Annotated in this window: 22 protein-coding genes; all 22 read left to right on the forward strand. The window is 43.9% G+C overall.

The window, feature by feature from the left end; genetic code table 11:
- Positions 1-98: 98 nt before the first annotated feature.
- On the forward strand, positions 99-785 hold the full coding sequence (locus tag EAL2_RS02145; RefSeq protein ID WP_025434781.1) for an ABC transporter permease: 687 nt from the start codon (positions 99-101) through the stop codon (positions 783-785).
- Position 786: 1 nt separating this feature from the next.
- Positions 787-1,431 carry an ATP-binding cassette domain-containing protein gene (locus EAL2_RS02150; RefSeq protein WP_025434782.1) on the forward strand — a complete coding sequence of 215 codons (645 nt, stop codon included), beginning with the start codon at positions 787-789 and terminating at the stop codon, positions 1,429-1,431.
- On the forward strand, positions 1,418-2,644 hold the full coding sequence (locus EAL2_RS02155) for a molybdopterin molybdotransferase MoeA (protein WP_025434783.1): 1,227 nt from the start codon (positions 1,418-1,420) through the stop codon (positions 2,642-2,644). The genes EAL2_RS02150 and EAL2_RS02155 overlap by 14 nt, the downstream gene beginning before the upstream one ends.
- Before the next feature lie 17 nt (positions 2,645-2,661).
- Positions 2,662-4,554, forward strand: a complete 1,893-nt coding sequence (locus EAL2_RS02160) for a molybdopterin biosynthesis protein (protein WP_025434784.1) — start codon at positions 2,662-2,664, stop codon at positions 4,552-4,554.
- A 19-nt stretch (positions 4,555-4,573) separates the two neighbouring features.
- Positions 4,574-5,548 (forward strand): GTP 3',8-cyclase MoaA, encoded by a 975-nt coding sequence (gene moaA, locus EAL2_RS02165; protein ID WP_330375777.1) that lies wholly within the window; start codon positions 4,574-4,576, stop codon positions 5,546-5,548.
- Positions 5,549-5,550: 2 nt separating this feature from the next.
- Positions 5,551-6,024 (forward strand): cyclic pyranopterin monophosphate synthase MoaC, encoded by a 474-nt coding sequence (gene moaC, locus EAL2_RS02170; protein WP_025434786.1) that lies wholly within the window; start codon positions 5,551-5,553, stop codon positions 6,022-6,024.
- Complete coding sequence (locus EAL2_RS02175) at positions 6,021-6,470, forward strand: MOSC domain-containing protein (RefSeq protein ID WP_025434787.1); 450 nt, start codon at positions 6,021-6,023, stop codon at positions 6,468-6,470. The genes moaC and EAL2_RS02175 overlap by 4 nt, the downstream gene beginning before the upstream one ends.
- Positions 6,471-6,502: 32 nt before the next feature.
- Positions 6,503-7,039 (forward strand): beta-class carbonic anhydrase, encoded by a 537-nt coding sequence (locus tag EAL2_RS02180; protein ID WP_025434788.1) that lies wholly within the window; start codon positions 6,503-6,505, stop codon positions 7,037-7,039.
- 136 nt (positions 7,040-7,175) lie between these two features.
- Complete coding sequence (murB, locus tag EAL2_RS02185; RefSeq protein WP_025434789.1) at positions 7,176-8,090, forward strand: UDP-N-acetylmuramate dehydrogenase; 915 nt, start codon at positions 7,176-7,178, stop codon at positions 8,088-8,090.
- 1 nt (position 8,091) lies between these two features.
- Complete coding sequence (locus tag EAL2_RS02190; RefSeq protein ID WP_278246858.1) at positions 8,092-8,820, forward strand: PHP domain-containing protein; 729 nt, start codon at positions 8,092-8,094, stop codon at positions 8,818-8,820.
- Between the two features lie 5 nt (positions 8,821-8,825).
- Complete coding sequence (gene rapZ, locus EAL2_RS02195; RefSeq protein WP_025434791.1) at positions 8,826-9,683, forward strand: RNase adapter RapZ; 858 nt, start codon at positions 8,826-8,828, stop codon at positions 9,681-9,683.
- 13 nt (positions 9,684-9,696) lie between these two features.
- Positions 9,697-10,698, forward strand: a complete 1,002-nt coding sequence (locus tag EAL2_RS02200) for a gluconeogenesis factor YvcK family protein (protein WP_025434792.1) — start codon at positions 9,697-9,699, stop codon at positions 10,696-10,698.
- The gene (locus tag EAL2_RS02205) at positions 10,682-11,113 is read left to right on the forward strand and encodes an NUDIX hydrolase (protein WP_025434793.1); all 432 of its coding nucleotides are present in this window, start codon (positions 10,682-10,684) and stop codon (positions 11,111-11,113) included. Before EAL2_RS02200 ends, EAL2_RS02205 begins: the two co-directional genes overlap by 17 nt.
- A 16-nt stretch (positions 11,114-11,129) precedes the next feature.
- Positions 11,130-12,095, forward strand: coding sequence for a DNA-binding protein WhiA (gene whiA, locus EAL2_RS02210; RefSeq protein ID WP_025434794.1), 966 nt, complete (start codon positions 11,130-11,132; stop codon positions 12,093-12,095).
- On the forward strand, positions 12,082-12,348 hold the full coding sequence (locus EAL2_RS02215; RefSeq protein WP_025434795.1) for an HPr family phosphocarrier protein: 267 nt from the start codon (positions 12,082-12,084) through the stop codon (positions 12,346-12,348). The genes whiA and EAL2_RS02215 overlap by 14 nt, the downstream gene beginning before the upstream one ends.
- Positions 12,349-12,638: 290 nt before the next feature.
- On the forward strand, positions 12,639-16,136 hold the full coding sequence (locus EAL2_RS02220) for a DNA polymerase III subunit alpha (protein ID WP_025434796.1): 3,498 nt from the start codon (positions 12,639-12,641) through the stop codon (positions 16,134-16,136).
- Positions 16,137-16,224: 88 nt separating this feature from the next.
- Complete coding sequence (gene pfkA / locus EAL2_RS02225) at positions 16,225-17,184, forward strand: 6-phosphofructokinase (RefSeq protein ID WP_025434797.1); 960 nt, start codon at positions 16,225-16,227, stop codon at positions 17,182-17,184.
- Positions 17,185-17,204: 20 nt separating this feature from the next.
- Positions 17,205-18,965: a pyruvate kinase gene (gene pyk, locus EAL2_RS02230; RefSeq protein WP_201770170.1), complete on the forward strand. Its 1,761-nt coding sequence runs from the start codon at positions 17,205-17,207 to the stop codon at positions 18,963-18,965.
- Positions 18,966-19,331: 366 nt separating this feature from the next.
- Positions 19,332-20,921, forward strand: coding sequence for a sodium-dependent transporter (locus tag EAL2_RS02235; protein ID WP_025434799.1), 1,590 nt, complete (start codon positions 19,332-19,334; stop codon positions 20,919-20,921).
- 238 nt (positions 20,922-21,159) lie between these two features.
- Positions 21,160-21,867: a membrane protein gene (locus EAL2_RS02240; protein ID WP_025434800.1), complete on the forward strand. Its 708-nt coding sequence runs from the start codon at positions 21,160-21,162 to the stop codon at positions 21,865-21,867.
- A gap of 165 nt (positions 21,868-22,032) precedes the next feature.
- Entirely contained in the window at positions 22,033-23,394 is a 1,362-nt protein-coding gene (gene rlmD, locus EAL2_RS02245) for a 23S rRNA (uracil(1939)-C(5))-methyltransferase RlmD (RefSeq protein ID WP_025434801.1), read from the forward strand.
- Between the two features lie 391 nt (positions 23,395-23,785).
- Positions 23,786-24,388, forward strand: coding sequence for a restriction endonuclease subunit S domain-containing protein (locus tag EAL2_RS02250; RefSeq protein WP_025434802.1), 603 nt, complete (start codon positions 23,786-23,788; stop codon positions 24,386-24,388).
- Positions 24,389-24,589 lie beyond the last annotated feature (201 nt).

Genomic DNA, 24,589 nt, shown 5'->3' on the forward strand with positions numbered 1-24,589 from the left:
AAAATTAGGCGAAAACACAAGACGAAGGGCTTGTGTTTTCGCCTTTGAAGTAATTATCCGAATCAATTCAAACTAAATCAAGGAAACGGGAGAATACCATGGAATACATAGCAGAAGGGTTTAGGGCGGCAATGGAGCTTTTGGTTTCGTTTGATCCGCAGGTATACACGATAATATTTCTCTCTGTATTTGTATCTTCAACAGCCACTGCAATTGCAGCAGCTGTGAGCATACCGCTTGGCATTTTTGCTGGAATAAGCAATTTCAGGCTGAAGAGGCTTTTTTCAAAGGTGCTTTATTCTCTAATGAGCGTACCTTCGGTAATAGTGGGTCTGGTTGTTGCAATAGGGCTTTCGCGAAGAGGCCCGCTTGGTTTTATGCAGCTGCTTTACACGCCGACAGCCATGATAATAGCGCAGGCTCTATTAGTGTTTCCGCTGTGCCTGGGGCTTACATACAGCCTCTCAAAAAACAGGGGAAGTGAAATAGAGCGAATAGGCAAGACGCTTGGAGCCGGCAAGCTGCAAGTAATAATACTCATCATAAGAGAGCTAAAGGCCGAACTTTTCATAAACGTTGTGACCACATTTTCAAGGGCCATATCAGAGGTTGGAGCTGTAATGATAGTCGGAGGAAACATAAAAGGCCATACAAGGGTCATAACCACATCGATAGCCATGCTCAACTCCATGGGGGACTATCCCATGGCAATAGCCCTCGGGCTGGTGTTGCTAATGATTTCATTCGCCATAAACGCAGTAATATATTCGCTTCAGGAGGAATAGCATGCAAATCACAGTATCAAACCTGAAAAAAAGCTACGGAGGCAGTACCGTACTCGACATAGAAAGCCTGACTTTTGAATCAGGAAAGATCACAGGTATAATAGGGCCAAACGGAGCCGGCAAAACAACACTGCTTAACATAATATCTGGAATAGACATGGATTTTGAAGGCGATGTGGAATACTCCGGATCTGATTATTCGGAAGTTAAAAGGGACATAACGATGGTATTTCAAAAGGGAGGTCTTTTGAAAAGAAGCGTGTTTGAGAATATAGCGTATCCTCTTAAGCTAAGGGGAACAGACAAAAATGAGATACAACAAACGGTTGTTGAGCTAATGAGGCACCTTGGAATCGAGGAGCTAAGCAGCAAGAAGGCCCACAAGCTTTCAGGCGGAGAAACGCAGAGAGTAGCCCTGGCAAGGGCGCTTGCAATAAAGCCAAGAGCGCTTCTTTTGGACGAACCCACAGCAAGCATTGACCCGGAATATATGGAGACTATAGAAAAGTGTATAGTCGATTACAATAGAAAGAGCAAGGCTACAATACTTATAATAACCCATAGCATGGACCAGGCAAGAAGACTTTGTGACAATATTGTGTTCCTGGAGAGCGGAAGAGTAGGTGAAGCAGATGGATTTTTTTAATGTGGTTACAGTACAAGAGGCACTTGAAAGGATTTATGAAAAGTTCGAAGGCTACGAGTTGGGCTATGAGGAGTGCCAGCTTTCGCAGGCCCTTGGAAGAGTCCTCTACGAGGACATAATAGCCATGGAGGATGTGCCTGGATTCGACCGCTCGACTGTGGACGGCTACGCAATAAAAAGCAGCGACAGCCACGGGAGCAGCGACTTTATGCCCTCGTTCCTGGAGCTTGCAGGCAGCGTACGCATGGGAGAGAGTACGGACCTGAGCATAAAAAGCGGGCAGGCGGCATACGTGCCTACGGGAGGAATGCTGCCCGAGGGAGCGGACTGTGTCGCCATGATAGAATATGTCCAAAAGGTTGGTGAAAGCATGCTTACGCTCCACAGACCAGCTGCTCCGCTTGAAAATGTAATAAGAAAGGGAGACGACATACAAAATGGCCAGAATGTGCTGAAAAGGGGAAAGACTTTGAGGCCACAGGAGATAGGAGTGCTTGCGGCTCTTGGAAAGCCGAGCGTCAAGCTGTTTAAAAAGCCAAGAATATATATAATTTCCACAGGAGACGAGGTTGTAGATGCCAAGGGACCAGTACTCCAAGGTCAGATCAGGGATATAAACGGCTATGCGCTGGAGGCTCTCGCAGTTGAATCAGGCTGCATTGTATCAGGAAGAGCTCTTGTCAGGGACTCTCTTGAGGAGCTCAGGGCCGAGCTTGACCGGGCGCTTGAGATATCGGACATAGTGCTCATATCCGGAGGGAGCTCGGTGGGCGAGCGCGATTATACTGAGAAGGCCATGAACTCATACGAGGGCGAAGGTACATTCATACACGGAATAGCCATAAAGCCGGGTAAGCCCACGATAGTTGGCAAAGCAAGGGGCAAGGCCGTATTCGGGCTGCCGGGACATCCCGTATCGGCCATGATAGTATTCAACGCTATAGTGAAAAAGCTTATAAAAAGGATGAGCGAATCAGAAGCAGCCGAGAATTTCATCACGGCAATAATGGACATGAATGTGCACTCTTCTCCCGGGAGGACGACATACCAAATGGTCAGGCTGCATGAGGCGGACGGGGAAATTTTTGCATCTCCGGAATTTGGAAAGTCAGGCATGATAAGTCTGCTTTCAAGAGCTGACGGTTATGTTGAAATACCAGACTACTGCGAAGGCATTGAAAAGGGAGAACATATAAAAGTTAGCATTATATAAAACCAGAGGTGATTGCCATGGAGGCTAGGAAAAAATATATATCAAACACGGATTTTGAAGATGCCAAAAGAATCTACGAGAACAGGGTAGGCTATAATCTGAAGTTGCAAAAGGAGCGCACTGATGTCATAGCGAGTATAGGCAGGGTTACATGCAAGCCCGTATATGCCCTGGAATCATCCCCATGCTATAATGCTTCGGCAATGGACGGCATAGCTGTCAATTCGAGGTCAACGCATGGCGCTTCAGAGACAAATCCTATAGAGCTCCAGGAGAATGCAGACTTTTCATATGTAAATACGGGAAACCCGATAAACGAGCCTTACGACAGCGTCATAATGATAGAGGATGTAATGGAGCTTGGAGAAGGCAAAGTGAATATCATAGCGCCCTCGCATCCTTGGCAGCACGTGAGGCCAATAGGCGAGGATATGGTTAAAGGCGAAATGATAATTCCATCAGGCCATATTGTAAGGCCTGTCGACATAGGAGCTCTGCTTGCCGGCGGCTTGGAATCGATAGATGTATACAAAAAGCCGCTGCTTGGAATAATCCCGACGGGCTCAGAGCTTGTAGACTCTCTAGAAGAGCTGCGCGAGGGCAAGGTTATAGAATCAAATTCGAGAGTGTTTGAGGCAAGGGCTAGCGAGCTTGGAGCGCAGGCATTGAGGTACGAACCATGTCCGGATGAATTTGAGCTGCTCAAGGCTAGAATAAAACAGGCTGTCTCAGAATGCGACATTGTAGTCATAAACGCAGGCTCTTCAGCCGGGACAAGGGATTATACGGCAAATTTGATTGAAGAGCTCGGTGAAGTAGTGATTCACGGGATTGCAATAAAGCCGGGCAAACCGACCATACTAGGAATTATAGATGGCAAGCCCGTAATAGGGCTGCCGGGATATCCCGTATCCACATACGTGGCTTTTGAAAGCTTTGTAAAGCCGATACTCCTGTCGATGCAGGGGCTTGAGGAATGCGGCGAGGAGAGCGTTGAGGCGGTTGTCACCATGAGGATACCATCGTCGCTTAAGCACAAGGAGCTGGTGAGGGTGAACGTGGGCCATGTCAGCGGAAGATTCGTGGCAACGCCACTTACACGCGGGGCTGGAGTCACGATGAGTCTTGTAAAGGCCGACGGCTTGCTTGAAATACAAAGAAGCAGCGAGGGCCTGGATGCTGGAACACTTGCAAGTGTAAAGCTGCTCAAGCCGACGCAGGAGTTGAGAAAAACGCTAGTGTCGATAGGAAGCCATGACATTATAATGGATGAAATTTCAGACATGATGAAGCTTACATCAGGCCATGTGGGAAGCATGGGAGGCATAATGTCAATGATGAGAAGGGAATGTCATATAGCGCCAATACACCTGCTTGACGAGGAAAGCGGGGAGTACAACCTGCCATATATAAAAAAATTCTTCGGCAACGGCAGCATGGCACTAATAAAAGGGGTAAAGAGGCTTCAGGGACTCATGCTCCAATGCGGCAATCCCAAGGATATAAATGATTTTCAAGACCTTGCAAGAGAAGATGTAGTCTTTGTAAACAGGCAAAGAGGCGCGGGTACGAGAATATTGCTTGACTACAATCTCAAAAAACTGGGGATAGATCCAGGTGCGGTAAATGGATATGAAAGGGATATGAATACGCACATGGCTGTTGCGATAGCAGTGAAGACGGGTTCTGCAGATGCGGGGCTGGGAGTGTTTTCTGCCGCAAAGGCGCTGAATCTTGAATTCATACCACTTGGATACGAGGAATATGATTTTTTGGTGAATGCCGATTATCTTGAAGACGACAGAGTAAAGAGGTTCATAGGCATATTAGAGTCCGAAGAGTTTGCAGCAAGGCTCGACAATTTAGGAGGCTACAAGCTTGAGGAGGCCGGAAAGGTCATAAGGGTCTAATAATTAGGAGTTGTAAAAAATGGACAATAAAAGTGTTTTGCTTGACGGCTACGGAAGAAGGATAAATTATCTTAGAATATCAGTAACTGACCGTTGCAACCTAAGATGCATGTACTGTATGCCGCAGGAGGGAATACCCAAACGGGCTCACCACGACATAATGACACTTGAGGAGCTGCAGGAAGTTGCAGTAGCCCTTGTGGAGCTTGGAATAGACAAGATAAGAATAACAGGCGGAGAGCCCCTTGTCAGAAAAGGGATAGTAGGCCTTGTAAGGGAGCTTTCAAAATGCGAGGGACTCAATGAAATAACACTGACAACAAACGGCCTGCTGCTTTCAGAATATGCAAGAGAACTCAAGGCTGCTGGCCTAAAGCGTGTCAACATAAGCCTTGATACGCTTAATCCCCAAAAGTTCGAATATATAACACGGGGCGGAAGTCTTGAAAAAGTGCTTGAAGGAATAAAAGAGGCGCAAAGCGTGGGACTTACGCCCATAAAGCTGAATACGGTGCTGATAGGCGGCTTCAACGACGACGAAATCGAGGATTTTGTTGCCCTCACAGTCGACAACGAAATAGACGTGAGGTTTATTGAGCTAATGCCAATAGGACAGGCAGCAGGCTGGTCGCTTGAAAAGTTCATATCGAGTGATTCCGTTCTCAAAAAGGTTCCAAGTCTGGAAAAGATTAAAAGCGAGGATATATCATCTCCTGCCGAATATTACAGAATCCCTGGCGCTTTGGGCAAGGTGGGTCTTATAAATCCCATAACCTGCAAATTCTGCGAAAACTGCAATAGAATAAGGCTCACAAGCGACGGCAAGCTTAAGCTTTGTCTGCATTCGGACTCCGAAATAGACCTGGCAGGGCCGCTGAGGCGAGGAGAAGATATAAGGGGCATCGTTCTCGATGAAATCAAGAACAAACCCAGGGAGCACAGCCTGGAGGATGGCGAATATATTAAGCGTGACATGTTCAAGATAGGAGGATAGTTATGGAATTTACACATCTGAATGAAAGCGGAAGGGCCAGAATGGTTGACGTGGGAGGCAAGGATGACACAAATAGAGAAGCAACCGCACGTGCATGTATCAAGATGAATAGGGAGACCATATCCATGATAAGAGACGGGCAAATGAAAAAAGGAGACGTGCTTTCTGTGGCGCAGGTCGGTGGAATAATGGGTGCCAAGAGGACTTCTGATATAATACCTATGTGCCACAACATATTCATAAGCGGAGTGGACATTGAATTCAAGCTGCATGAAGAAGAAATAGAAATAAGTGCAGTGGCCAAGACTAGAGGCAAAACGGGAATAGAGATGGAGGCGCTAACGGCGGTATCAGTGGCGGCGCTTACAATATACGACATGTGCAAGGCCGTGGACAAGGGAATGGTAATAAGCGACATAATGCTCATCAAAAAGACAGGCGGCAAGTCGGGAGACTACGAGAGAGAAAGCATATGAATGCGCATGTAGAGCAGCTGTCCATCAGACCCGACAAAAAGAAACCGGCAGAATATGTAAACCGGTTGCAGGTGTGCGATAAAACTGGTATAATAAATGATTATCACTCTCAAGAAGGGGATTTTCAGGTCAGTCTTTTTCAGGGCGAGTCCCGGGAAGAAAGGGACGAAACACCTGTGAAGTACGGAGTCCAAGGATTTTGCACAAAAAAATTCGAGGCAAACATAACAACGAGGGGACTTGATTTTAGTCTGCTTGAAAAAGGCACAAGGCTTGCAATAGGCACTGCCGAAATAGAGATAACAAAGTCCGGCAAGAACTGTCACGAAGCGTGCCCACTCAGGGAACTCACTCTTGATTGCGTCATGCTAAGGGCGTGCGCATTTGCAAGGATATTAAAATCCGGAGAAATAAAAAAGGGTGATATTGTAAGTTTTGTCGATTAACATTGAGTGGGTTGAAGTCGTGGGAGGTATTGATGCTAGAAAAAGTTCTTGAGGCAAACAGGGGATTTGTAGAGGCTGTAAAAAATGGAAAGACTCAAAGCATTGTGGATTCTAAGGCGCAAAGAAAGGCGCTTATATTCACATGCATAGACACAAGGCTTGTCAACTTTCTTGAAAAAGCCATGGGATTCAAAAGAGGCGACGTAAAGGTCATAAAAAACCCGGGCAACGTCATAAGAGAGGATTGCGGCGACGTAATAAGGTCGATAGCCGTAGCGGCTCTTATGATGGGTATAGAAGAGGTGTATGTTGTTGGACACCTTGACTGCGGAATGAAAAAGCAGACGGCCGAAGAGATTGCCAAAATGATGATACAAAGAGGCATAGATCCTGAAATAGTAAAAAATACAGACATAAAAAAATGGGCTGGAATAATAGACGACGAAGAGGAAAATGTAAGGGATGCGGTGGAAAAGATAAAGAATTCGCCATATATGCCTAAGGATGTAAAGATATACGGACTCCTAATGTGCCCTGATACGGGAGAACTCAAGGTCATATCAGAATAGAATTAGCGAAGATAGCTGCTTCATGGCTATCTTTTTATTTTCCAAAATAAGAATATCAAAAGACTTGGTTATGATGTAAAATTATTATATGGGTTATATGGAAAGAATTAGAGTTAATAGTAGCTTGGAGGAAGTAATGGACAATAATATGCTTTATGAGGATATTTGCAAAATAGCAGGAAGAGACTGTGTATTAATAGATGAACCGATGAAAAACCATACAAGCTTCAAGATAGGAGGTCCCGCCGACATACTAGTCAGAATTTCATCCGAGGAAGCGCTAAGAGAGATACTAAAACTTACAGGCAAAGCCGATGCAAAGACCCACATAATAGGTAACGGCTCAAACCTGCTTGTGCGCGATAAAGGCATACGGGGAGTAGTAGTAAAGATAAACGGCGGATTTGAAGCTGTAAGCATAAGTGGATGCAGTGTGCAGGCATACGCGGGAGTTCTGCTCTCAAGGCTTTCAAATATAATGCTGGAAAACGGCCTTTCAGGATTGGAATTTGCATCCGGAATTCCCGGAACGCTAGGAGGCGCTCTGGCTATGAACGCAGGAGCATACGGCGGAGAAATGAAGGATGTTGTCCGGAGAGTTCACTTGCTGGATCTTGAAGGCAACAGCACGGTGCTGGATAACGAGCATATGGAATTCGCGTACAGAAGCAGCATAGCCGCCAAGAAGGGGCTTGTAGTGGTAAAGGCAGAGTTGGAGCTCAAAAGGGCTGAAGGTGATGACATAAGAGCTCTTATGCAGGATTATACAGGCAGGCGCGTTGCTAAGCAGCCGCTTAGCGCTCCAAGCGCCGGGAGCACATTCAAAAGACCGCAGGGATATTTTGCGGCGCAGCTCATAGATGAAGCCGGGCTCAAGGGATTTTCAATAGGAGGAGCCAGGGTATCGGAAAAGCATGCGGGATTTGTGATAAGCGATGGGACTGCTACTGCAGATGATGTCATAAAACTAATAGAAGCTGTAAAAAGCAGAGTGTTTGAAAAGCATGGGGTAAGGCTTGAAGAAGAGGTTAGGATAATAGGAGAGGAATAGCTTGCAGGAGATAAGGGTGTTTGCGGATTACCATACACATACTGTATACAGCCACGGCAGGGGAAGTGTAAGAGAAAATATAGAGGCTGCAATAAACGCAGGGCTTGAAAAAATTGGAATAGCTGACCATGGCTACAGGCATCTTGGTTTTGGAGTCAGATATGAGAATTTTGACAAGATGAGAAACGAAATAGAAAAACTCAAGCCCGAGTACAGGGAAATAGATATTCTTCTTGGCGTGGAGGCCAACATACTAGACATCGAAGGCAGAATAGACGTGGATGAGCATATAAGGGGGCTTGTTGATTATGTTATGGCGGGCTACCATTTCGGTTCTATGCCTACGCATATAGTAAGGGGAAGCATAAACCATGCGCTTAACTATATAAAGCCGCTGAATCATCTTTCCAGAGAATACAACACCAGGGCACTCGTAAATGCGATGAGAAGAAACGACATATTCATAATTTCTCATCCAGGGGCAAAGGCGAGCATAAATTTAGAAAAGGTGGCTGAGGCGGCCATTGAGACAAGCACTGCTCTTGAGATAAATTCAAGCCATGGACACCTCAGTCTGGAAGAGCTTCTCCGAATAAAGGACACAGGAGTGAGCTTCGCAATAGGCTCCGATGCACACAGGCCACAGGACGTAGGAAATTTCACGGATGCTTTGCAAAGGGTTGAAAAAGCCGGCATTGCTCATCAGCAAATAATAAATTCAAGGAGATGAGAGGTTTGAAGTTCATAATAATAACAGGTCTTTCGGGTGCCGGCAAGAGTGAAGCCATGAGGGGGCTCGAGGACAGCGGATATTATTGCATAGACAACATACCTCCTGCGCTTATAGTCAAATTCGCCCAGTTGTGCATCAACTCGAGCGAAAGTATGAAAAAGGTGGCCTTGGGTGTTGACATAAGGGGAAGACAGTTTTTCAACGATGTTTACACAAGCCTTGATGAGATGAAAAAACTAGGATACAAGTATGAAATAATTTTTCTCGATTGCGAGGACGATGTGCTTATTAAAAGGTACAAAATGACAAGGAGAAACCACCCCCTCTCATTCGACACCAGCATACTTGAAGGTATAGTAAGAGAGAAGGAACTTCTCAAGGAGTTAAAAAGCAGGGCAAATGTGCTGATAGACACATCAAATCTCAAGCCGAAGGATCTGAGAAAGCAAATAAGAGACATATACATTGGAGAATCGGAAGGCTCAAATCTTGTAATATCAGTAACCTCTTTTGGTTACAAGCATGGCATACCGCTCGATGCAGACCTGGTGTTCGATGTGCGTTTCTTGCCGAATCCATACTATGTTGAAGAGCTCAAGGAAAGAACTGGAGATGAAGAGGAAGTGCAATCATACGTTATGAATTCAAGCGTAAGCTGGGAATTCTTAAGCAGACTGAAGGACTTCATAGATTTCCTTATGCCAAACTACATGGAAGAGGGCAAACACCACCTTGTAATAGCAATAGGCTGCACAGGTGGAAAGCACAGGTCGGTGACTTTTACAAATATGATATACGATCATCTGATTGAAGGCGGTTATAGGGCAATAAAAAAACACAGAGACATAAGGCTCAAATAGATAGGAGGCGGCTATGGACATAATAGACGGTCCGAAGGTTGTAGTCATAGGGGGCGGCACGGGGCAGTCCATATTCTTAAGAGGTCTAAAGCAGCTCACCGAAAACATAACTGCTGTAGTCGCGGTTACGGATGACGGAGGAGGCTCAGGCAAACTAAGAGAAGACCTTGGAATGCTGCCTCCTGGAGATATAAGGAACTGCATAATAGCGCTGGCTGACATAGAACCTGAGATGAAAAAGGTCATGCAGTACAGGTTTCCGGACGGAGAATATAAGGGCCAGAGCTTTGGAAACCTATTTATAGCGGCGCTCAATGGCGTATACGGAAGCTTTGAGAAAGCAATATCAAAGATATCACAGATACTAGCGGTCAAGGGCAAGGTGCTTCCTGTATCAGCTGACAATCTCAGGCTTTATGCGGAGCTTGAAAACGGAAACATTGTCAAGGGAGAGGCGCAAATACCGCTAGAGTGCATAAGGCAAAGAAGTGGAATAAAGAGGGTGTTCCTGGACGTTCAGGAGCCGAAGGCCCTTGATGAGGTTGTTGACGCCATAAGCTGCGCCGATATAATAGTTATTGGTCCTGGCAGTCTGTATACCAGTATAGTGCCAAATATTTTGATTCCTCAGCTAAAGAATGCTATACTACAATCAAATGCACTTAAGGTTTATGTATGCAATATAATGACACAGCCTGGAGAGACAGACGGTTTTGACGTGTTGAAGCATGTCGAAGCAATATTCGCGCATTCATGTCCCGGACTTTTCAATTATGTAATAGTTAACAACGGCTGCATACCAAGCGAGTATATTGAAAAATACAAGAATGACAATGCAAGCTTAGTGGGGCTTGATAAAAGGCAAACAGAGCTTTTAAGAGAAAAAAATGTCCGAGTGATTACAGGTGATTTTGTAAAAGTCAAAAAAGGGTATATAAGGCATGACGCATATAAGCTTGCAAGTCTCATAATAGATTTATTTCAAGGAGTGAATCAAGGTGAAAAAGGAATCTAGCTCGGGAGGAGTCGTAGTATTTGGAAATGCCATATTGCTTCTTAGAAAATATAACGGAGACTGGGTCCTTCCAAAGGGCAAGATTGAGCTGGGGGAAAGCAGAGAAAACGCGGCGCTAAGGGAAGTGCGCGAAGAAGCGGGACTCAGGGCCGAGATAATCAAATATCTCGGAGAAATTCACTATACCTTTAAGAAGAACTGGGACGATACAAAAATAGTCCACAAGACAGTATACTGGTATTTGATGAGTGCAAAAAACATGAATACACAGCCTCAGAAGGAAGAAGGCTTCATAGACGCAAAATTCATACACATGGACCGCGTGCTGGAGCTTGCCAAGTATGACGATGAAAAGGAAATAATAAAAGTGGCTCTAGAGGAGCTAAAAAAGTGTGATTCGGATGACAACATATAGATAAAAGGTGATATACATGTCTTTTTCTACACAGACAAAAAACGAGCTGGCCAGAATTTTTCCTGAAAATAAGAGGACAAAGCTTGCCGAGCTTGCTGCGCTCATAAGGATGAGCGGCACCATACAGCTTGCAGGCTTCAAAAAGCTCAACTTTAAAATTGCCACGGAAAATGCGGCTATAGCACGAAAGCATTTCAAACTCTTAAAGGAGCTGTTTGGTATAAATACCGAAGTGACAGCTCAAAAAAGCAACAACCTAAAAAAGAACAACATGTATGTTATGCTCATCACATATGAGATGGGGGCAAACGATATCCTTGAGCAGCTTGAAATACTGAGGCGTGAGGAAGAGAGCTTCTATATTGAAAATTCAGTGCCTGAAAAGCTGCTAAAAGATGATGAGGATAGGCGTGCATATATAAGAGGTGCTTTTTTGGGAGCAGGCTCAATATCGGATCCGGAAAAAACGTATCATATCGAATTTGTCGTAAGCAGCAACGAGTTTGGAGAGCAGTTCAAGGAACTTATCAATACCTATGGCCTAAACTCCAAGATTGCAATGCGCAAGAACAGTTACGTAGTATATATCAAGGAAAGCGAACAAATATCGGATATACTCAACATCATGGGAGCGCATAAAGCGCTCTTGAGCCTTGAAAATACCAAGATTGTAAAGCAGATGAGAAACGATATAAACAGGATAGTAAACTGTGAGACAGCAAATCTGAGCAAAACTATAGATGCATCAATAAGGCAAATAGAAAACATTAGGTTCATAAAAGACACTGTAGGTCTCTCGGCGCTGCCGGCAAACCTCAGAGAAATTGCCAACTTGAGGCTTGAAAACGAGAACTTAAGCCTTAAGGAGCTCGGGCAGATGCTATCGGCTCCATTGGGCAAGTCTGGAGTGAATCACAGACTCAGAAAAATAGAGCAAATGGCGGAAAAATTAAAAGGAGGGGAAAGTATTGATAGAGATTGAATATAGCATTGACAACGAACTGGGATTGCATGCGAGGCCTGCAGCGCTTTTTGTGCAGTGCACAAGCAAATTTCTTTCAGATATTCTAATACAAAAAGGGGATAAAAGAGTTGATGGCAAATCAATAATGTGTGTCATGTCTCTTGGAATAGGTAAAGGTGAAAAGATAAAGGTGATAGCAGACGGGCCGGACGAGCAAGAGGCTGTTGAAGCCATAGGAAAGCTTATAAAAGAGAGAATAATTAATCTTTAAATATTTTGAATTATAAAATCCTCGAAGCAACGGGGATTTTTTTGTTTTAAATACAGGGGTGCGAATTCCATGCGGCTTTAGCTTTTTGAGAAAAACGAGCGGCTTTTTAAAATTATTTTTGAAACTTGGAACAAGTATGGCAAAATAGGCTTTGAATGAGTTGCAGTTTGATATAATATATAATAAGGAAAGTAAAAGCTTGATTAGTTTTTTGTGTTGCGGCAGGACTGCAGAATTATTATGCTGTGCATAGAGAATGAGCAGTTTTGATATTAGAGAGGAGCATTTTTTTGAAAGACAATGTAGATTTTGTACATTTACACGTACACAGCCAGTACAGCCTGCTGGATGGATTTTCAAGGATAGACAGGCTGGTGGACAGGGCAAAGGAGCTGGGGATGAAGGCTCTAGCCATAACGGACCATGGCTGCATGTTCGGGGTAATAGATTTTTACAAGAAGGCAGTAAAATCGGGAATAAAGCCAATTATTGGCTGCGAGGTCTATAATGCCTCAAGAGGAATGGATGACAAGGAACCATACCATGACAGATTTCCGGGCCATCTTGTATTGCTTGCAAAGAATATGAAGGGATATCAGAATCTCATAAAGCTTGTATCTATGGCATATACGAGGGGATTCTACTACAAGCCCAGGATAGATTTCGACGAGCTTGAAAAATACAGCGAAGGGCTTATATGCCTAAGCGCATGCCTTGCTGGAGACATACAGCAGCTAATACTAAAGGGTAACTACTACAAGGCAAAAAGAGTTGCGGAAAGGCTCAACTCAATATTTGGCCAAGGCAATTTTTATCTTGAGATACAAGACCACGGAATAAAGGAAGAAAAGCAGGTCAGCATGGCGCTTCTCAGGATGTCCAGAGAGACAGGCATACCGCTTGTGGCGACAAACGACGTGCACTATGTTAATAAAGGCGACTCCGACAACCACGACATACTTCTATGCATACAGACGGGCAAGACACTTAAGGATGAAACCAGGATGAAGTTCATGACAAATGAATTCTATCTAAAGTCAGGCGCTGAGATGCAGGAGCTGTTTGAAAAGTACGAGGGAGCCGTTGAAAATTCGGTTAAGATAGCTCAAATGTGCGAATTGGAATTTGACTTCAATCAGGTACACTTGCCAAACTATGAGGTCCCTGCTGAATACACAAAGCAGTCATACTTCGAGGAGCTTTGCTTTGAAGGCCTCAAAAACCGATTGAAGTCTGAGTCTGCTGAATATAATGAAAGACTTGAATATGAAATCGATGTAATAAAGCAAATGGGATATGTTGAGTATTTTCTCATTGTGTGGGATTTCATAAATTATGCAAAGAGCAGGAATATAATGGTCGGACCCGGAAGGGGATCTGCAGCAGGCTCGCTTGTATCCTACGTGCTCGGCATAACAGACATAGATCCGATAAAATACGGGCTGATATTCGAAAGATTCCTAAATCCCGAGAGAATATCAATGCCTGATATAGATATAGATTTTTGCTATGAAAGGCGAGAAGAAGTAATAGAGTACGTAAAGCAAAAATACGGCGAAGACCATGTGGCTCAGATTATAACGTTTGGAACACTCGGAGCGAAAGCTGCAATAAGGGACGTTGGAAGAGTAATGGACATACCATACTCGGATGTGGACAGGATAGCCAAGCAGGTGCCTTTTGCGCTTGGAATGAACATAGAAAAGGCTCTGGAGGTAAATCCGGAGCTCAAAAAAGGCTACGACACTGATGCTATGACAAAGAGGATAATAGACGTATCAAGGGAGCTCGAAGGCTTGCCAAGACACGCTTCGACACACGCAGCCGGTGTTGTTATATCAAAAAATTCCGTAGACAGCTACGTGCCGCTTTATATGCATGAAAACTCTATAACCACGCAGTTCCCCATGACAACGCTTGAGGAGCTTGGACTTCTCAAAATGGACTTTCTGGGCCTTAGAACACTTACGGTAATAAGGGATGCACTCGAGCTTGTGGAAAAGAACAAGGGAGTAAAAATTGACTTCTCATGCATGGAGTATGACGATACAAAGGTGTATGAGCTCCTTTCATCCGGCAACACGCTCGGAGTTTTCCAGCTCGAAGGAAAGGGCATGAGACAGTTCATGAAGGAACTAAAACCGTCCAGCTTCGAGGACATAGTGGCCGGAATTTCGCTGTACAGACCGGGCCCTATGGATTCAATACCAATGTATATAAGAAACAAGAACAATCCGGGCGAAATAAGGTATGTTCATAAAAGGATGGAGCCAATACTCAACGTGACGTACGGCTGCCTGGTGTACCAGGAACAGGTAATGCAGACGGTAAGGGACCTGGCCGGATATTCATACGGCAGAAGCGACCTTGTAAGACGCGCGATGAGCAAGAAGAAAATGGAAGAAATGGAGAGAGAAAGGCAGTATTTCATATACGGAAAAACAGATGAAAATGGCAATGTGGAGCTCCCGGGCTGCCTGAGAAACGGGATACCTGAGGAAGCCGCCAACAAAATATATGATGACATGATTGATTTTGCAAAGTATGCATTCAACAAGTCCCATGCGGCGGCATACGGAGTGCTTGCCTACCAGACGGCCTACCTGAAGGCCCATTATCCGGTTGAGTTCATGGCGGCGCTTATAACCAGCGTGATGAGCAATACCGACAAGGTGGTTCAGTATATAAGAGACTGCGCCGATATGGGTATAAAAACGCTCAAGCCCGATATAAACGCAAGCTTTGAAAAGTTCGGAGTCGAGAATGGAGACATAAGGTTCGGACTTGCAGCTGTCAAAAATGTCGGAGAAAAGGTAATAGGCTCAATGGTGGAGGAGAGGCAAAAAAACGGTCCTTTCGCTGACCTTGTGGATTTCCTTAAAAGGGTGGATTCCAAGGATCTAAACAAAAGGGTCATAGAATCTCTAGTAAAGTGCGGAGCCTTCGACTCGATAAACGGCAACAGAGCCCAGCTTGTGGCAGGGTATGAGGCCATACTCGAGAGCATCGTAACCGACAGGAAAAAGAATGTTTCGGGACAGATGTCTCTCTTCGATATGATAACAAGCAATGTAAGCAGGAGAAGCGAGGATACCTACAAGCTTCCGGATGTGCCTGAATTCAAGGAAAAGGACAGACTGATGATGGAAAAAGAGGTTCTTGGAATGTATGTGAGCGGCCATCCTCTTGCAGAATTCTCAAGGGAGCTTTCTCAGTATGGAATAACTTCTACAGCGGAGCTACGAGAGGCTTCCGAGGACCCTGAAAAGGCATATGCACTGGACAACAAGAAGGTAAAGATAGGTGGCATGATAGCAGCTAAGACTGTAAAGACAACAAAAAACAACAATATCATGGCGTTTGTGCAGCTTGAAGATTTATTCGCAAGCGTCGAGATTATTATTTTTCCGGCTGTGCTTGAAAAGTTTTCCGAGCTAATAAAGGAAGACGCTATTGTTTATGTAGAGGGCAGAATAAGCGTAAAGGAAGACGAGGACATCAAGCTGATTGCAGAAAGCATAAAGGAGATTACAAAGCTCTCTGATGAATATGCTGAGGAGCCTGAAAAATCAATCTATATCAAGGTAGACAGCATAGCTGAATCGGAAACAATATACAGCATAGACAAACTTCTCAAAAATCACGAAGGCGGTTCTCCTGTGCTCATATATTCGGAGGAAGATAAAAAGCTCTACAAGCCAAAAAGCGGCATAAAGGTCAGTATAAGTGAAAAGCTGCAAAATGACCTTGGAATGTTGATAGGTTTTGACAATGTAAGGGTAAAATAGCATATAGGCGATAAAATTGGCAATCCATTAGGATTGTCAATTTTACTATAAAAGCAAAAATATAAGATTAAGCCAACAGGAGGGATTTATGAAGACTATAGCAGTACTTACAAGTGGTGGAGATGCGCCGGGAATGAATGCCGCCATAAGGGCGGTTATAAGATATGGAATTCACAAGGGATGCAAGGTATATGGAATAAGCAGAGGCTACAAGGGTCTTATAGAAGGAGATCTGGCTGAGGTGGATTTGCGTTCGGCGTGTGACATAATACACAGAGGAGGCACAATACTCAGGACCGCCAGGTGTGAGGAATTCATGACTGAGGAGGGCAGAAGGCAGGCGGCAACGGTGCTGAGGGTATTCGGAGTCGACGGGCTTGTTGTGATAGGCGGAGACGGCACGTTCAAGGGAGCCAGAGAGCTTGCAAAGCTTGGAGTGAATGTTGTGGGAATACCAGGCACAATAGACAATGACCTGCCATATACAGACTATACAATAGGCTTTGATACTGCCATAAACACTGTGCTTGATGCCATAGGGAAGATAAGGGATACCTCCTCCTCGCATGAGCGGATAAGCATAATAGAGGTAATGGGGAGAAACTGCGGGGACATAGCCCTGTATGCAGGCCTCGCCGGAGGGGCTGAAGAAGTGGTAATACCCGAAAAGGGGCAGGATATGGAAAAGATATTCAGGGAACTGCTTGAGAGCAAGAGCAGGGGCAAAAAGCAAAGCATAATAATACTTTCGGAAGGCGTGGGCGAGGCGCATGAGCTTGAAAAGCAGATAAAAGAAAAAACCAAGATGGATTCGCGCTCGACCGTTCTTGGCCATATACAAAGAGGCGGCTCGCCTTCTGCGTTTGACAGGATACTTGCCACCAAGATGGGAGCAACCGCTGTTGAGTTGCTTATTCAGGGAAAGACTGCAAGAGTCATAGGCATCAGAAACAACATGATATTCGACATGGATGTAGAAGAAGCATTGGGTGTGATAAAAAAATTCGACAGCGAGACGTATGAGCTTATAGACATACTTGCAAACTGATTATGATAGGGAGGTATTGTATGCAATTGAAAAAGACGAAGATTGTTGCGACTATAGGGCCTGCAAGCGAAAATGAGGCGGTGCTTGAAAAGCTGATAGAAAGCGGCCTTGATGTGTGCAGACTCAATTTTTCACATGGAAGCCACGAAGAGCATAGATGCAGGATGGAAACCATAAAAAAAATCAGGGAAAGGCTGGATATCCCTGTTGCCATAATGCTTGACACAAAGGGGCCCGAAATAAGGACGGGAAAATTCAAAAATGGAAGGGCGATGCTGGAGGCTAAAAGCCGCTTTGTGCTTACAACAGCTGACGTGCTTGGTGACGAGACGATATGTAGCGTCAGCTATGAAGGAATTACAAGGGATGTTTCAACAGGCGACAGGATACTCATTGATGATGGGAATATATCGCTTATTGTGGAGCAGGTTGATGAAGACAGCTTAACGTGCATAGTCGAAAATCCAGGAGAAATATCCGACAGAAAAGGAGTGAACATTCCCGGAGCCAAAATCAATCTGCCTGCAGTAACGCAAAAAGACGTGGAAGACATAATTTTTGGAATACAAAACGACATTGACTTTATAGCGGTTTCATTTACCAGAAAAGCGGCTGATGTGCTGGACATAAGAAGAGTGCTCGAGCAAAACGGCGGAGACCATATCAAGATAATCGCAAAGATAGAGAATGCAGAAGGCGTGGCAAATGCTGACGACATAATGAAGGTTGCCGACGGACTCATGGTGGCAAGGGGAGACCTTGGTGTTGAAATACCTGCCGAGGAAGTGCCGCTTGTGCAAAAAAGGCTCATAAAAAAATGCAATGTTGCCGGCAAGCCAGTAATTACGGCAACGCAGATGCTCGACTCCATGATAAGAAATCCCAGACCTACAAGGGCAGAGGTCGCTGATGTTGCAAATGCCATATTTGACGGCACAGATGCCATAATGCTATCGGGAGAGACCGCGGCAGGCAAGTATCCGCTGGAAGCAGTAAGTACAATGAGCAATATAGCCATTACAATAGAAAAATCAATCAATCATGAAAAGCTCTACAAAAGAGTTGCTGACAGCAAGAATTCGGGTGTCACAAATGCCGTAAGCCGAGCCACCTGCTCCAGTGCGTGGGAGCTTGGAGCAAGCGGAATAATAACTGCGACATCATCAGGTCTTACAGCGAGAATGGTATCCAGGTTCAGGCCAAGGTGCCGGATAATCGCAGTGACTTCCTCTGAAAGCGTGCTCAGAAGCCTTTCGCTGGTGTGGGGAGTAAGCCCCATATTGTCAAAAAAATTCGATTCCACCGATATACTCATAGAGGATGCAATCAGCCGCTCTCTCGAGAAGGAATACATAAAGCCAGGAGAACTGGTAGTGATAACTGCCGGAGTTCCAGTAGGAATAGCAGGAGGTACGAACTTGATGAAGGTGCATATAGTGGGAGAAGTGCTGGCAAAAGGGACGGGTATTGGAAGGGTTGTTGCGGAAGGCAGGGCTTGCATAGCTTCGACCGCGGAGGAATGCGGCGTGAAATTTAAAGAAGGCGATGTGCTTGTATGCGTATCCACGGATGCCGATATGAATCAATACATGGAGCTTTCGTCGGCAATCATAACCGAGGAGGGAGGCCTGACAAGCCACGCAGCAATAGTTGGGCTCAATCTTGGCAAGCCTGTTATAGTGTCTGTAAAAGATGCGACTTTGAGCATAAATGACGGTGAAATCATTACAATTGATACACCAAGAGGCATAATATACAGGGGAAGTGTAAGGGTTTTATAGGAATATAAGGGGAATTATTCCTGAAAACACTAAAATATTGTTAAATAAATAATAAAATTTAAAAAGTTGCGAAAAAAGTTTTTAACGGATAAAAGATGGGTAAAAAACTATTCGAGGAGGTGGAATGAACAAAAGCATGTCTCGCGGAATATTGTTTTTTGAATCGCAATTATCGCGAGAATGAATGTTTTGAATTTTCTGAAAACTAGACAATGAGAGTTTTTTCACAAAGTTCAAAAAGTTCTGAATTGTATAAAAAAAAATTGATATTTTGGTATATCGATAGTATAATCAATATAGCAAAGTATGAATTTTAAAAAAACAATTGATTCAGCAAAACTCAATCACAAAAAGGAGGGACACATTATGGCAGAACAGCAACAAAGAGAAGAGTGGGGGTCGAAGATTGGACTTATTCTTGCCATGGCAGGTAACGCAGTAGGTCTAGGTAACTTCTGGAGATTCCCTTATCAGGCTGCTAAAAATGGCGGCGGCGCATTCATGATTCCTTATTTTGGAGCACTTATTCTTTTAGGTTTACCTCTAATGCTTTGCGAATGGCAACTTGGACGTTACGGTGGTAAGTATGGTCACGGTACTCTTGGACCTATGGTATACCTACAGGCTAGAGAGGGTCTTAACCCAAAATCGGCGGCTATAATAGCTTCGATTGCAGGTGCTTTTGCATTTGCCGTAACACTGCTGGTTAACTCGTATTACAACCACCTGATAGGCTGGACACTAGGATACGCTGTAATGTCAGTTACGGGCGGATACATGGATACTGCCAAGGGTACTGGCGACATATTCGTTAGCTACATACAAAACCCGGCTCAGGTATTCACTTTCTGGGTAATAGCTCTTGCGGGACTTGCATGGGCGGTTATGAGAGGAGTTCAGGAAGGTATAGAGGCATGGGCAAAGCTCATGATGCCTGTACTTTACGTATTCGGTATAATACTTGCGGTAAGGGCTCTTACTCTTGGGGCGCCTGCAAATCCAGACTGGTCGGCACTTAAAGGTCTTAACTTCGTTTGGAACCCTGATTTTTCAACACTTAACTGGGGATCTGCCCTAGCTGCTGCAGGACAGATATTCTTTACGATGTCGCTTGGTATGGGTATAGTATGTAACTACGCATCATACCTTAAGCCTGAAGATGACGTAGTTGTATCTTCAGTAGCAATGATATCTCTTAACGAATTTGCAGAGATAGTTCTTGGCGGTTCTATAGTTATACCTATAGCTTACGCTTTCCTTGGACCTGATGGAATATCGGCAGGCGTTGGTCTTTCGTTCATAGCTTTTCCAAACGTATTCAGGGTAATGGCCGGTGGACAGATATTCGGAGCCCTTTGGTTCTTCCTTCTGTTCTTTGCTGGATTCACATCAGCAATAGCTATGTACAACTACCTTGTTGCGCTTCTTGAAGAGGACCTTGGAATTGAAAGAAAGAAAGGCGCAATATATATATTCCTTGCTTATATAGTAGTAGGGCTTCCAGTTGGTCTCGAGTCAATACTCACTAAGACTGCAGACCTTGCATACTTTACTGAGGTTGACAACTGGGTAGGTTCATATCTGCTGTTGGTTCTAGGACTAATAGAGGTATGTGTAGTTGCATTCTTCATGAAGGAGAAGGCGCTTACAGAGATAAACAAGGGAGCGCTTTGGAGAGTGCCAAGCTGGTTCTTCAATCTTTTCATAAGAGGAATTACTCCTGTTACTCTTACTATAGTTCTATTCTTCTCTACTAAGACATATATTGATGCTGGTTACTTCAGGATAGTGCCAAGCTTTGTAGAGCAGACTCCTGTACTTGTACCTTGGGTTCAGGCTGCAAGGGTTGTTATTTTCCTTGTGCTTCTGGTAGGCTTCCTTCAGTCTTACAAGTCAATCAAGACTAAGTACGGCAAGGAGCTAGAGTCAGGCAAAGTATCTGTATATGTAGACTAATGAGGAGGGATTGACATGACAGGAGCAGCAATTGGTTTTCTTGTAACAGTATGGTCCATCGTATTTATAACAATATTTGTCAGCCTCAGAAGGCTTACTAGCGCAGAGGCTGCGAAAAAAGGACAAAAGTAAACAAAAAAAGAAAAAACCTCACCTTTTAAGGTGAGGTTTTTGTATAATATATAGTATAATTGATACAGCACAACTTCAAAACACACACTTACAAGGAGTGACATTAATGACGACAACTGAAATACAAGCCGTTCTGGATGAGCTGCATTCAATACTATCGTCCAACACTGTCATCGACAAAAAGAAAAGGGACAAGCTCATATCAGAAATCGAGCAGCTGAAGAAAGGTTTTAAGGATATACCTGAAATACACGAAAACCTGACTGATGTCTATACATCGCTTGTAAAAAAAGGCAAGGAGCTTAAGGCGCTGTATAGGAGCAAGGTGACAGCCAATGACAAAAAGGAACTCGAATCAAAGGCAAGTTACTACATAAGATATTTGAAGGCCGCCAAGGGAGACTTTCTTGGGGAAACTCCATACGTAATAAAGTACATAAGATTCTTCTTTGTAACGGCTATTCTTTTCATAGCCCTTTCGCCTATGTATTTTGGATTCATATTGCCAGGACTTATGTTCGTGCCTATATTCCTTGGTTTAAGAGGTGTTAAGCAGCGGACAAAGCCGGGATTTCATTTCAGTCTGGCTGTAGTGCCGGTGGGTATAATGACTGCTGCTCTTTGGGTCAGATACGGAATGTATGCCATGATGAATTTTGAAAAGGAAGTTGCTGCGGCTATGCAAAATTCTGGACAAGGAGAGTTCGTTGCGCAGCTTCTGGTTGCTGGACCGCCGATACTTGGAGCGCTGCTTATGATATGCGCATGCATGCAAGCGTACTTCGGCTACAAAAGCAAGGATCTTTTCATATAATAAGATAGGAATAGATATAAGAGTAATTATTTTGAATTGGCCTTTGCGGTGTAGCAAAGGCTTTATTTATGATAAAATTGATATGAAAATGTGACATATTCTTGACTTTAGCCGTGGGATATTCGGATGCTGAAGTTATGTAAAGAAATTTTAAGGAGCGAGCTAATGCTTAGAGAATCAGGAATATATGAAGTTGAAATAATAGACCTTACAGAAAAGGGTGAAGGTATAGGAAAAATAGAAGGGCTTACTGTTTTTGTGGATGGCACGCTAGTGGGTGACAAGGCAAAGGTCAAGCTCACAAAGCTAAAGAAAAACTATGCAACGGGCGAGCTCATAGAGTTGATTTCGCCTTCTGAGGGCAGGGTGGAGTCTCTGTGCCCGTACGACGAGTGCGGAGGCTGCCAGGTAATGAACCTCTCTTATAAAAAGCAGCTCGAGCTTAAGAAAAATAGCGTAACTCAGACCTTGAGGCGAATTGGCAGTCTTGATGAGAGTGTGTCTGTGCATGACGTCCTGGGAATGGAGTATCCCTATGAATACAGGAATAAGGCGCAATTCCCCGTAGGTAAAAAAGACGGAGAAATAGTAGTTGGTTTCTACAAGAAGGGAACTCACGACATTGTGGACGCCAAGAGCTGCTGCATACACAGGAAGGTAAACGAGCAGATAATAGAGCTAGTAAAATACTACATGAAGGAAAATAATATAAGTGCGTATGACGAGACAATCCACAAAGGTACGATAAGGCACATAGTGACAAAGATAGGATTTACAACGGGCGAGATAATGGTGGTAATAGTTACAAATTCAAAGAAGCTAAAAAACGCCAATCTGCTGGCGCATGCACTTAAATCCAACATACCGGGATTCAAAACGCTTGTTCAGAATGTAAACATGGACAAGACAAACGTCATACTTGGAAAGCACAATAACATAGTATATGGCGAAGGCAAGATAACAGATTTCATAGGAAGTCTGAGCTTTGAAATATCGCCGCTTTCTTTCTTTCAGGTAAATCCGCTCCAGACAAGAGTGCTATATGAAAAGGCTCTTGAGTATGCGGCTCTGACCGGGGACGAGACGGTGTTCGACATATACTGCGGCACAGGCACGATATCGCTATTTCTTGCACAGAAGGCCAGGAAGGTATACGGAATAGAAGTGATACAGGAGGCAATTGATGCCGCCAGGGAAAACGCGGTGCGCAACGGCATTCAAAACACTGAATTCTTCACAGGGAAAGCAGAGGATGTGGTTCCAAGACTCTACGAGCAGGGATATACTGCTGATGTTGTAGTAGTAGACCCGCCAAGAAAGGGCTGCGACGAGAAGGTGCTTGGCACAATAGTTGAAATGCATCCAAAGAGGGTAGTATATGTTTCCTGCAATCCTTCTACGCTTGCAAGAGATATTAAGTATTTGTGCGAGAAAGGTTTTAAAGTCAAGGAAGTACAGCCTGTCGACATGTTCCCTCATACAATGCACGTGGAGACGGTATGTTTGATGTCAAAAGTGAATAAATAGGAGGCTGAAAAGCCTGAAAAACAAGGGCTTCCAAGCATATCATCCTTTTCGTCGGTCAGCGACAGGGTGAAGGTTAGCTTGGAAGCCTGGTGTTTTTATATTAGCGGGAACATATCGGAATTAAGTTATGCGTGTGCAGTTTTATAGGGTATAGGTTGTGGCACTGATTTTATTGAAAATAGGTCATTTTAGCGTTTAAGTGAGCGGGATAGATGTAAAAAAGGAATAAAATAATAGCGAATATAAGTGTACATAAAAAATATTTCAACTATTTTCCGAAATAGTATTGACAATCATTGTTTGAGGGTGTATTCTATGCACATAAGGCGAACGTAAAAAATATTTCAATAGAAAAAGTGATATAAGTTAAGTGTACGCAAGGAGGAAGAATATGAAAATTGGTAATGCTTCAAAAATCAATGTCTATTCTGGCCAGATAATTTCGAGAGTGGAAGCTAAAGACGAGGTTGGAGATAATGTGTTAGAAGAAAGAAAGGTGCTTATACCAAAAGCGATTTCAAATGGCCGAGTAAATCATTCTGATTTAGGAATTGTGAAACTAAAAAAGTCTGTTGATGCCGAACGAATAACAAAGAAGGGTGATGTAGTTCTAAAACTATCTACTCCATATGATGCGGCATATATCGAAGAAGATGATGAAGGATTGGTTGTTCCCTCCTTTTGCTGCATTATTCGTATAGGGAAAGAAGCTAAAATTAATCCTGAATTCTTAGTTGCCTATCTCAATACATCGTATGCACGAGAGTTGCTTAAAGCAAAGGTAGCCGGTTCCACAATGCCCATGATTAAAATCAGTGATGTGAAAGACTTTGAGGTACCTGATATTTCGATTACAAAACAGCAAACACTGGGTGAAGCATATTCTCTAAGTTGTCATAAGCAGTCGGTGTTAAAAGATCTCTTATTAAATGAACAGAAAATAATAGAGAATGTATTGATGAATACTGTAAAGGAGGCGCTCGCGAATGACTAATAAAAGTAACGAAATTTTACAGGCTCTTAATTACGTTTACCGTGAGCTTAGCAAGTGGAGCTTAAGAAATGCTGCTAATGACAATCCCTCTGCGGCTCTCGTATTCTTTAGTTTTTTGAAATATGTGTCTGATAATAAACAAAAACTGAGCCTTGAGTTTGATGAGAAGTTTAACTTTGATTTTCTGAGTGTTTTATTTGG

The sequence above is a fragment of the Peptoclostridium acidaminophilum DSM 3953 genome, from assembly GCF_000597865.1.
Taxonomy (GTDB): Bacteria; Bacillota; Clostridia; order Peptostreptococcales; family Peptostreptococcaceae; genus Peptoclostridium_A; species Peptoclostridium_A acidaminophilum.

Excerpts from the sequence above, each read along its gene's own strand:
- EAL2_RS02240 (WP_025434800.1), top strand. The coding sequence starts at position 21,160 with ATGACGACAACTGAAATACAAGCCGTTCTGGATGAGCTGCATTCAATA.
- pyk (WP_201770170.1), top strand. The coding sequence starts at position 17,205 with ATGCAATTGAAAAAGACGAAGATTGTTGCGACTATAGGGCCTGCAAGC.
- whiA (WP_025434794.1), top strand. The coding sequence starts at position 11,130 with ATGTCTTTTTCTACACAGACAAAAAACGAGCTGGCCAGAATTTTTCCT.
- EAL2_RS02160 (WP_025434784.1), top strand. The coding sequence starts at position 2,662 with ATGGAGGCTAGGAAAAAATATATATCAAACACGGATTTTGAAGATGCC.
- moaC (WP_025434786.1), top strand. The coding sequence starts at position 5,551 with ATGGAATTTACACATCTGAATGAAAGCGGAAGGGCCAGAATGGTTGAC.
- EAL2_RS02235 (WP_025434799.1), top strand. The coding sequence starts at position 19,332 with ATGGCAGAACAGCAACAAAGAGAAGAGTGGGGGTCGAAGATTGGACTT.
- EAL2_RS02180 (WP_025434788.1), top strand. The coding sequence starts at position 6,503 with ATGCTAGAAAAAGTTCTTGAGGCAAACAGGGGATTTGTAGAGGCTGTA.
- moaA (WP_330375777.1), top strand. The coding sequence starts at position 4,574 with ATGGACAATAAAAGTGTTTTGCTTGACGGCTACGGAAGAAGGATAAAT.
- EAL2_RS02175 (WP_025434787.1), top strand. The coding sequence starts at position 6,021 with ATGAATGCGCATGTAGAGCAGCTGTCCATCAGACCCGACAAAAAGAAA.
- EAL2_RS02145 (WP_025434781.1), top strand. The coding sequence starts at position 99 with ATGGAATACATAGCAGAAGGGTTTAGGGCGGCAATGGAGCTTTTGGTT.
- pfkA (WP_025434797.1), top strand. The coding sequence starts at position 16,225 with ATGAAGACTATAGCAGTACTTACAAGTGGTGGAGATGCGCCGGGAATG.
- EAL2_RS02250 (WP_025434802.1), top strand. The coding sequence starts at position 23,786 with ATGAAAATTGGTAATGCTTCAAAAATCAATGTCTATTCTGGCCAGATA.
- murB (WP_025434789.1), top strand. The coding sequence starts at position 7,176 with ATGGACAATAATATGCTTTATGAGGATATTTGCAAAATAGCAGGAAGA.
- EAL2_RS02200 (WP_025434792.1), top strand. The coding sequence starts at position 9,697 with ATGGACATAATAGACGGTCCGAAGGTTGTAGTCATAGGGGGCGGCACG.
- EAL2_RS02150 (WP_025434782.1), top strand. The coding sequence starts at position 787 with ATGCAAATCACAGTATCAAACCTGAAAAAAAGCTACGGAGGCAGTACC.
- rlmD (WP_025434801.1), top strand. The coding sequence starts at position 22,033 with ATGCTTAGAGAATCAGGAATATATGAAGTTGAAATAATAGACCTTACA.
- EAL2_RS02155 (WP_025434783.1), top strand. The coding sequence starts at position 1,418 with ATGGATTTTTTTAATGTGGTTACAGTACAAGAGGCACTTGAAAGGATT.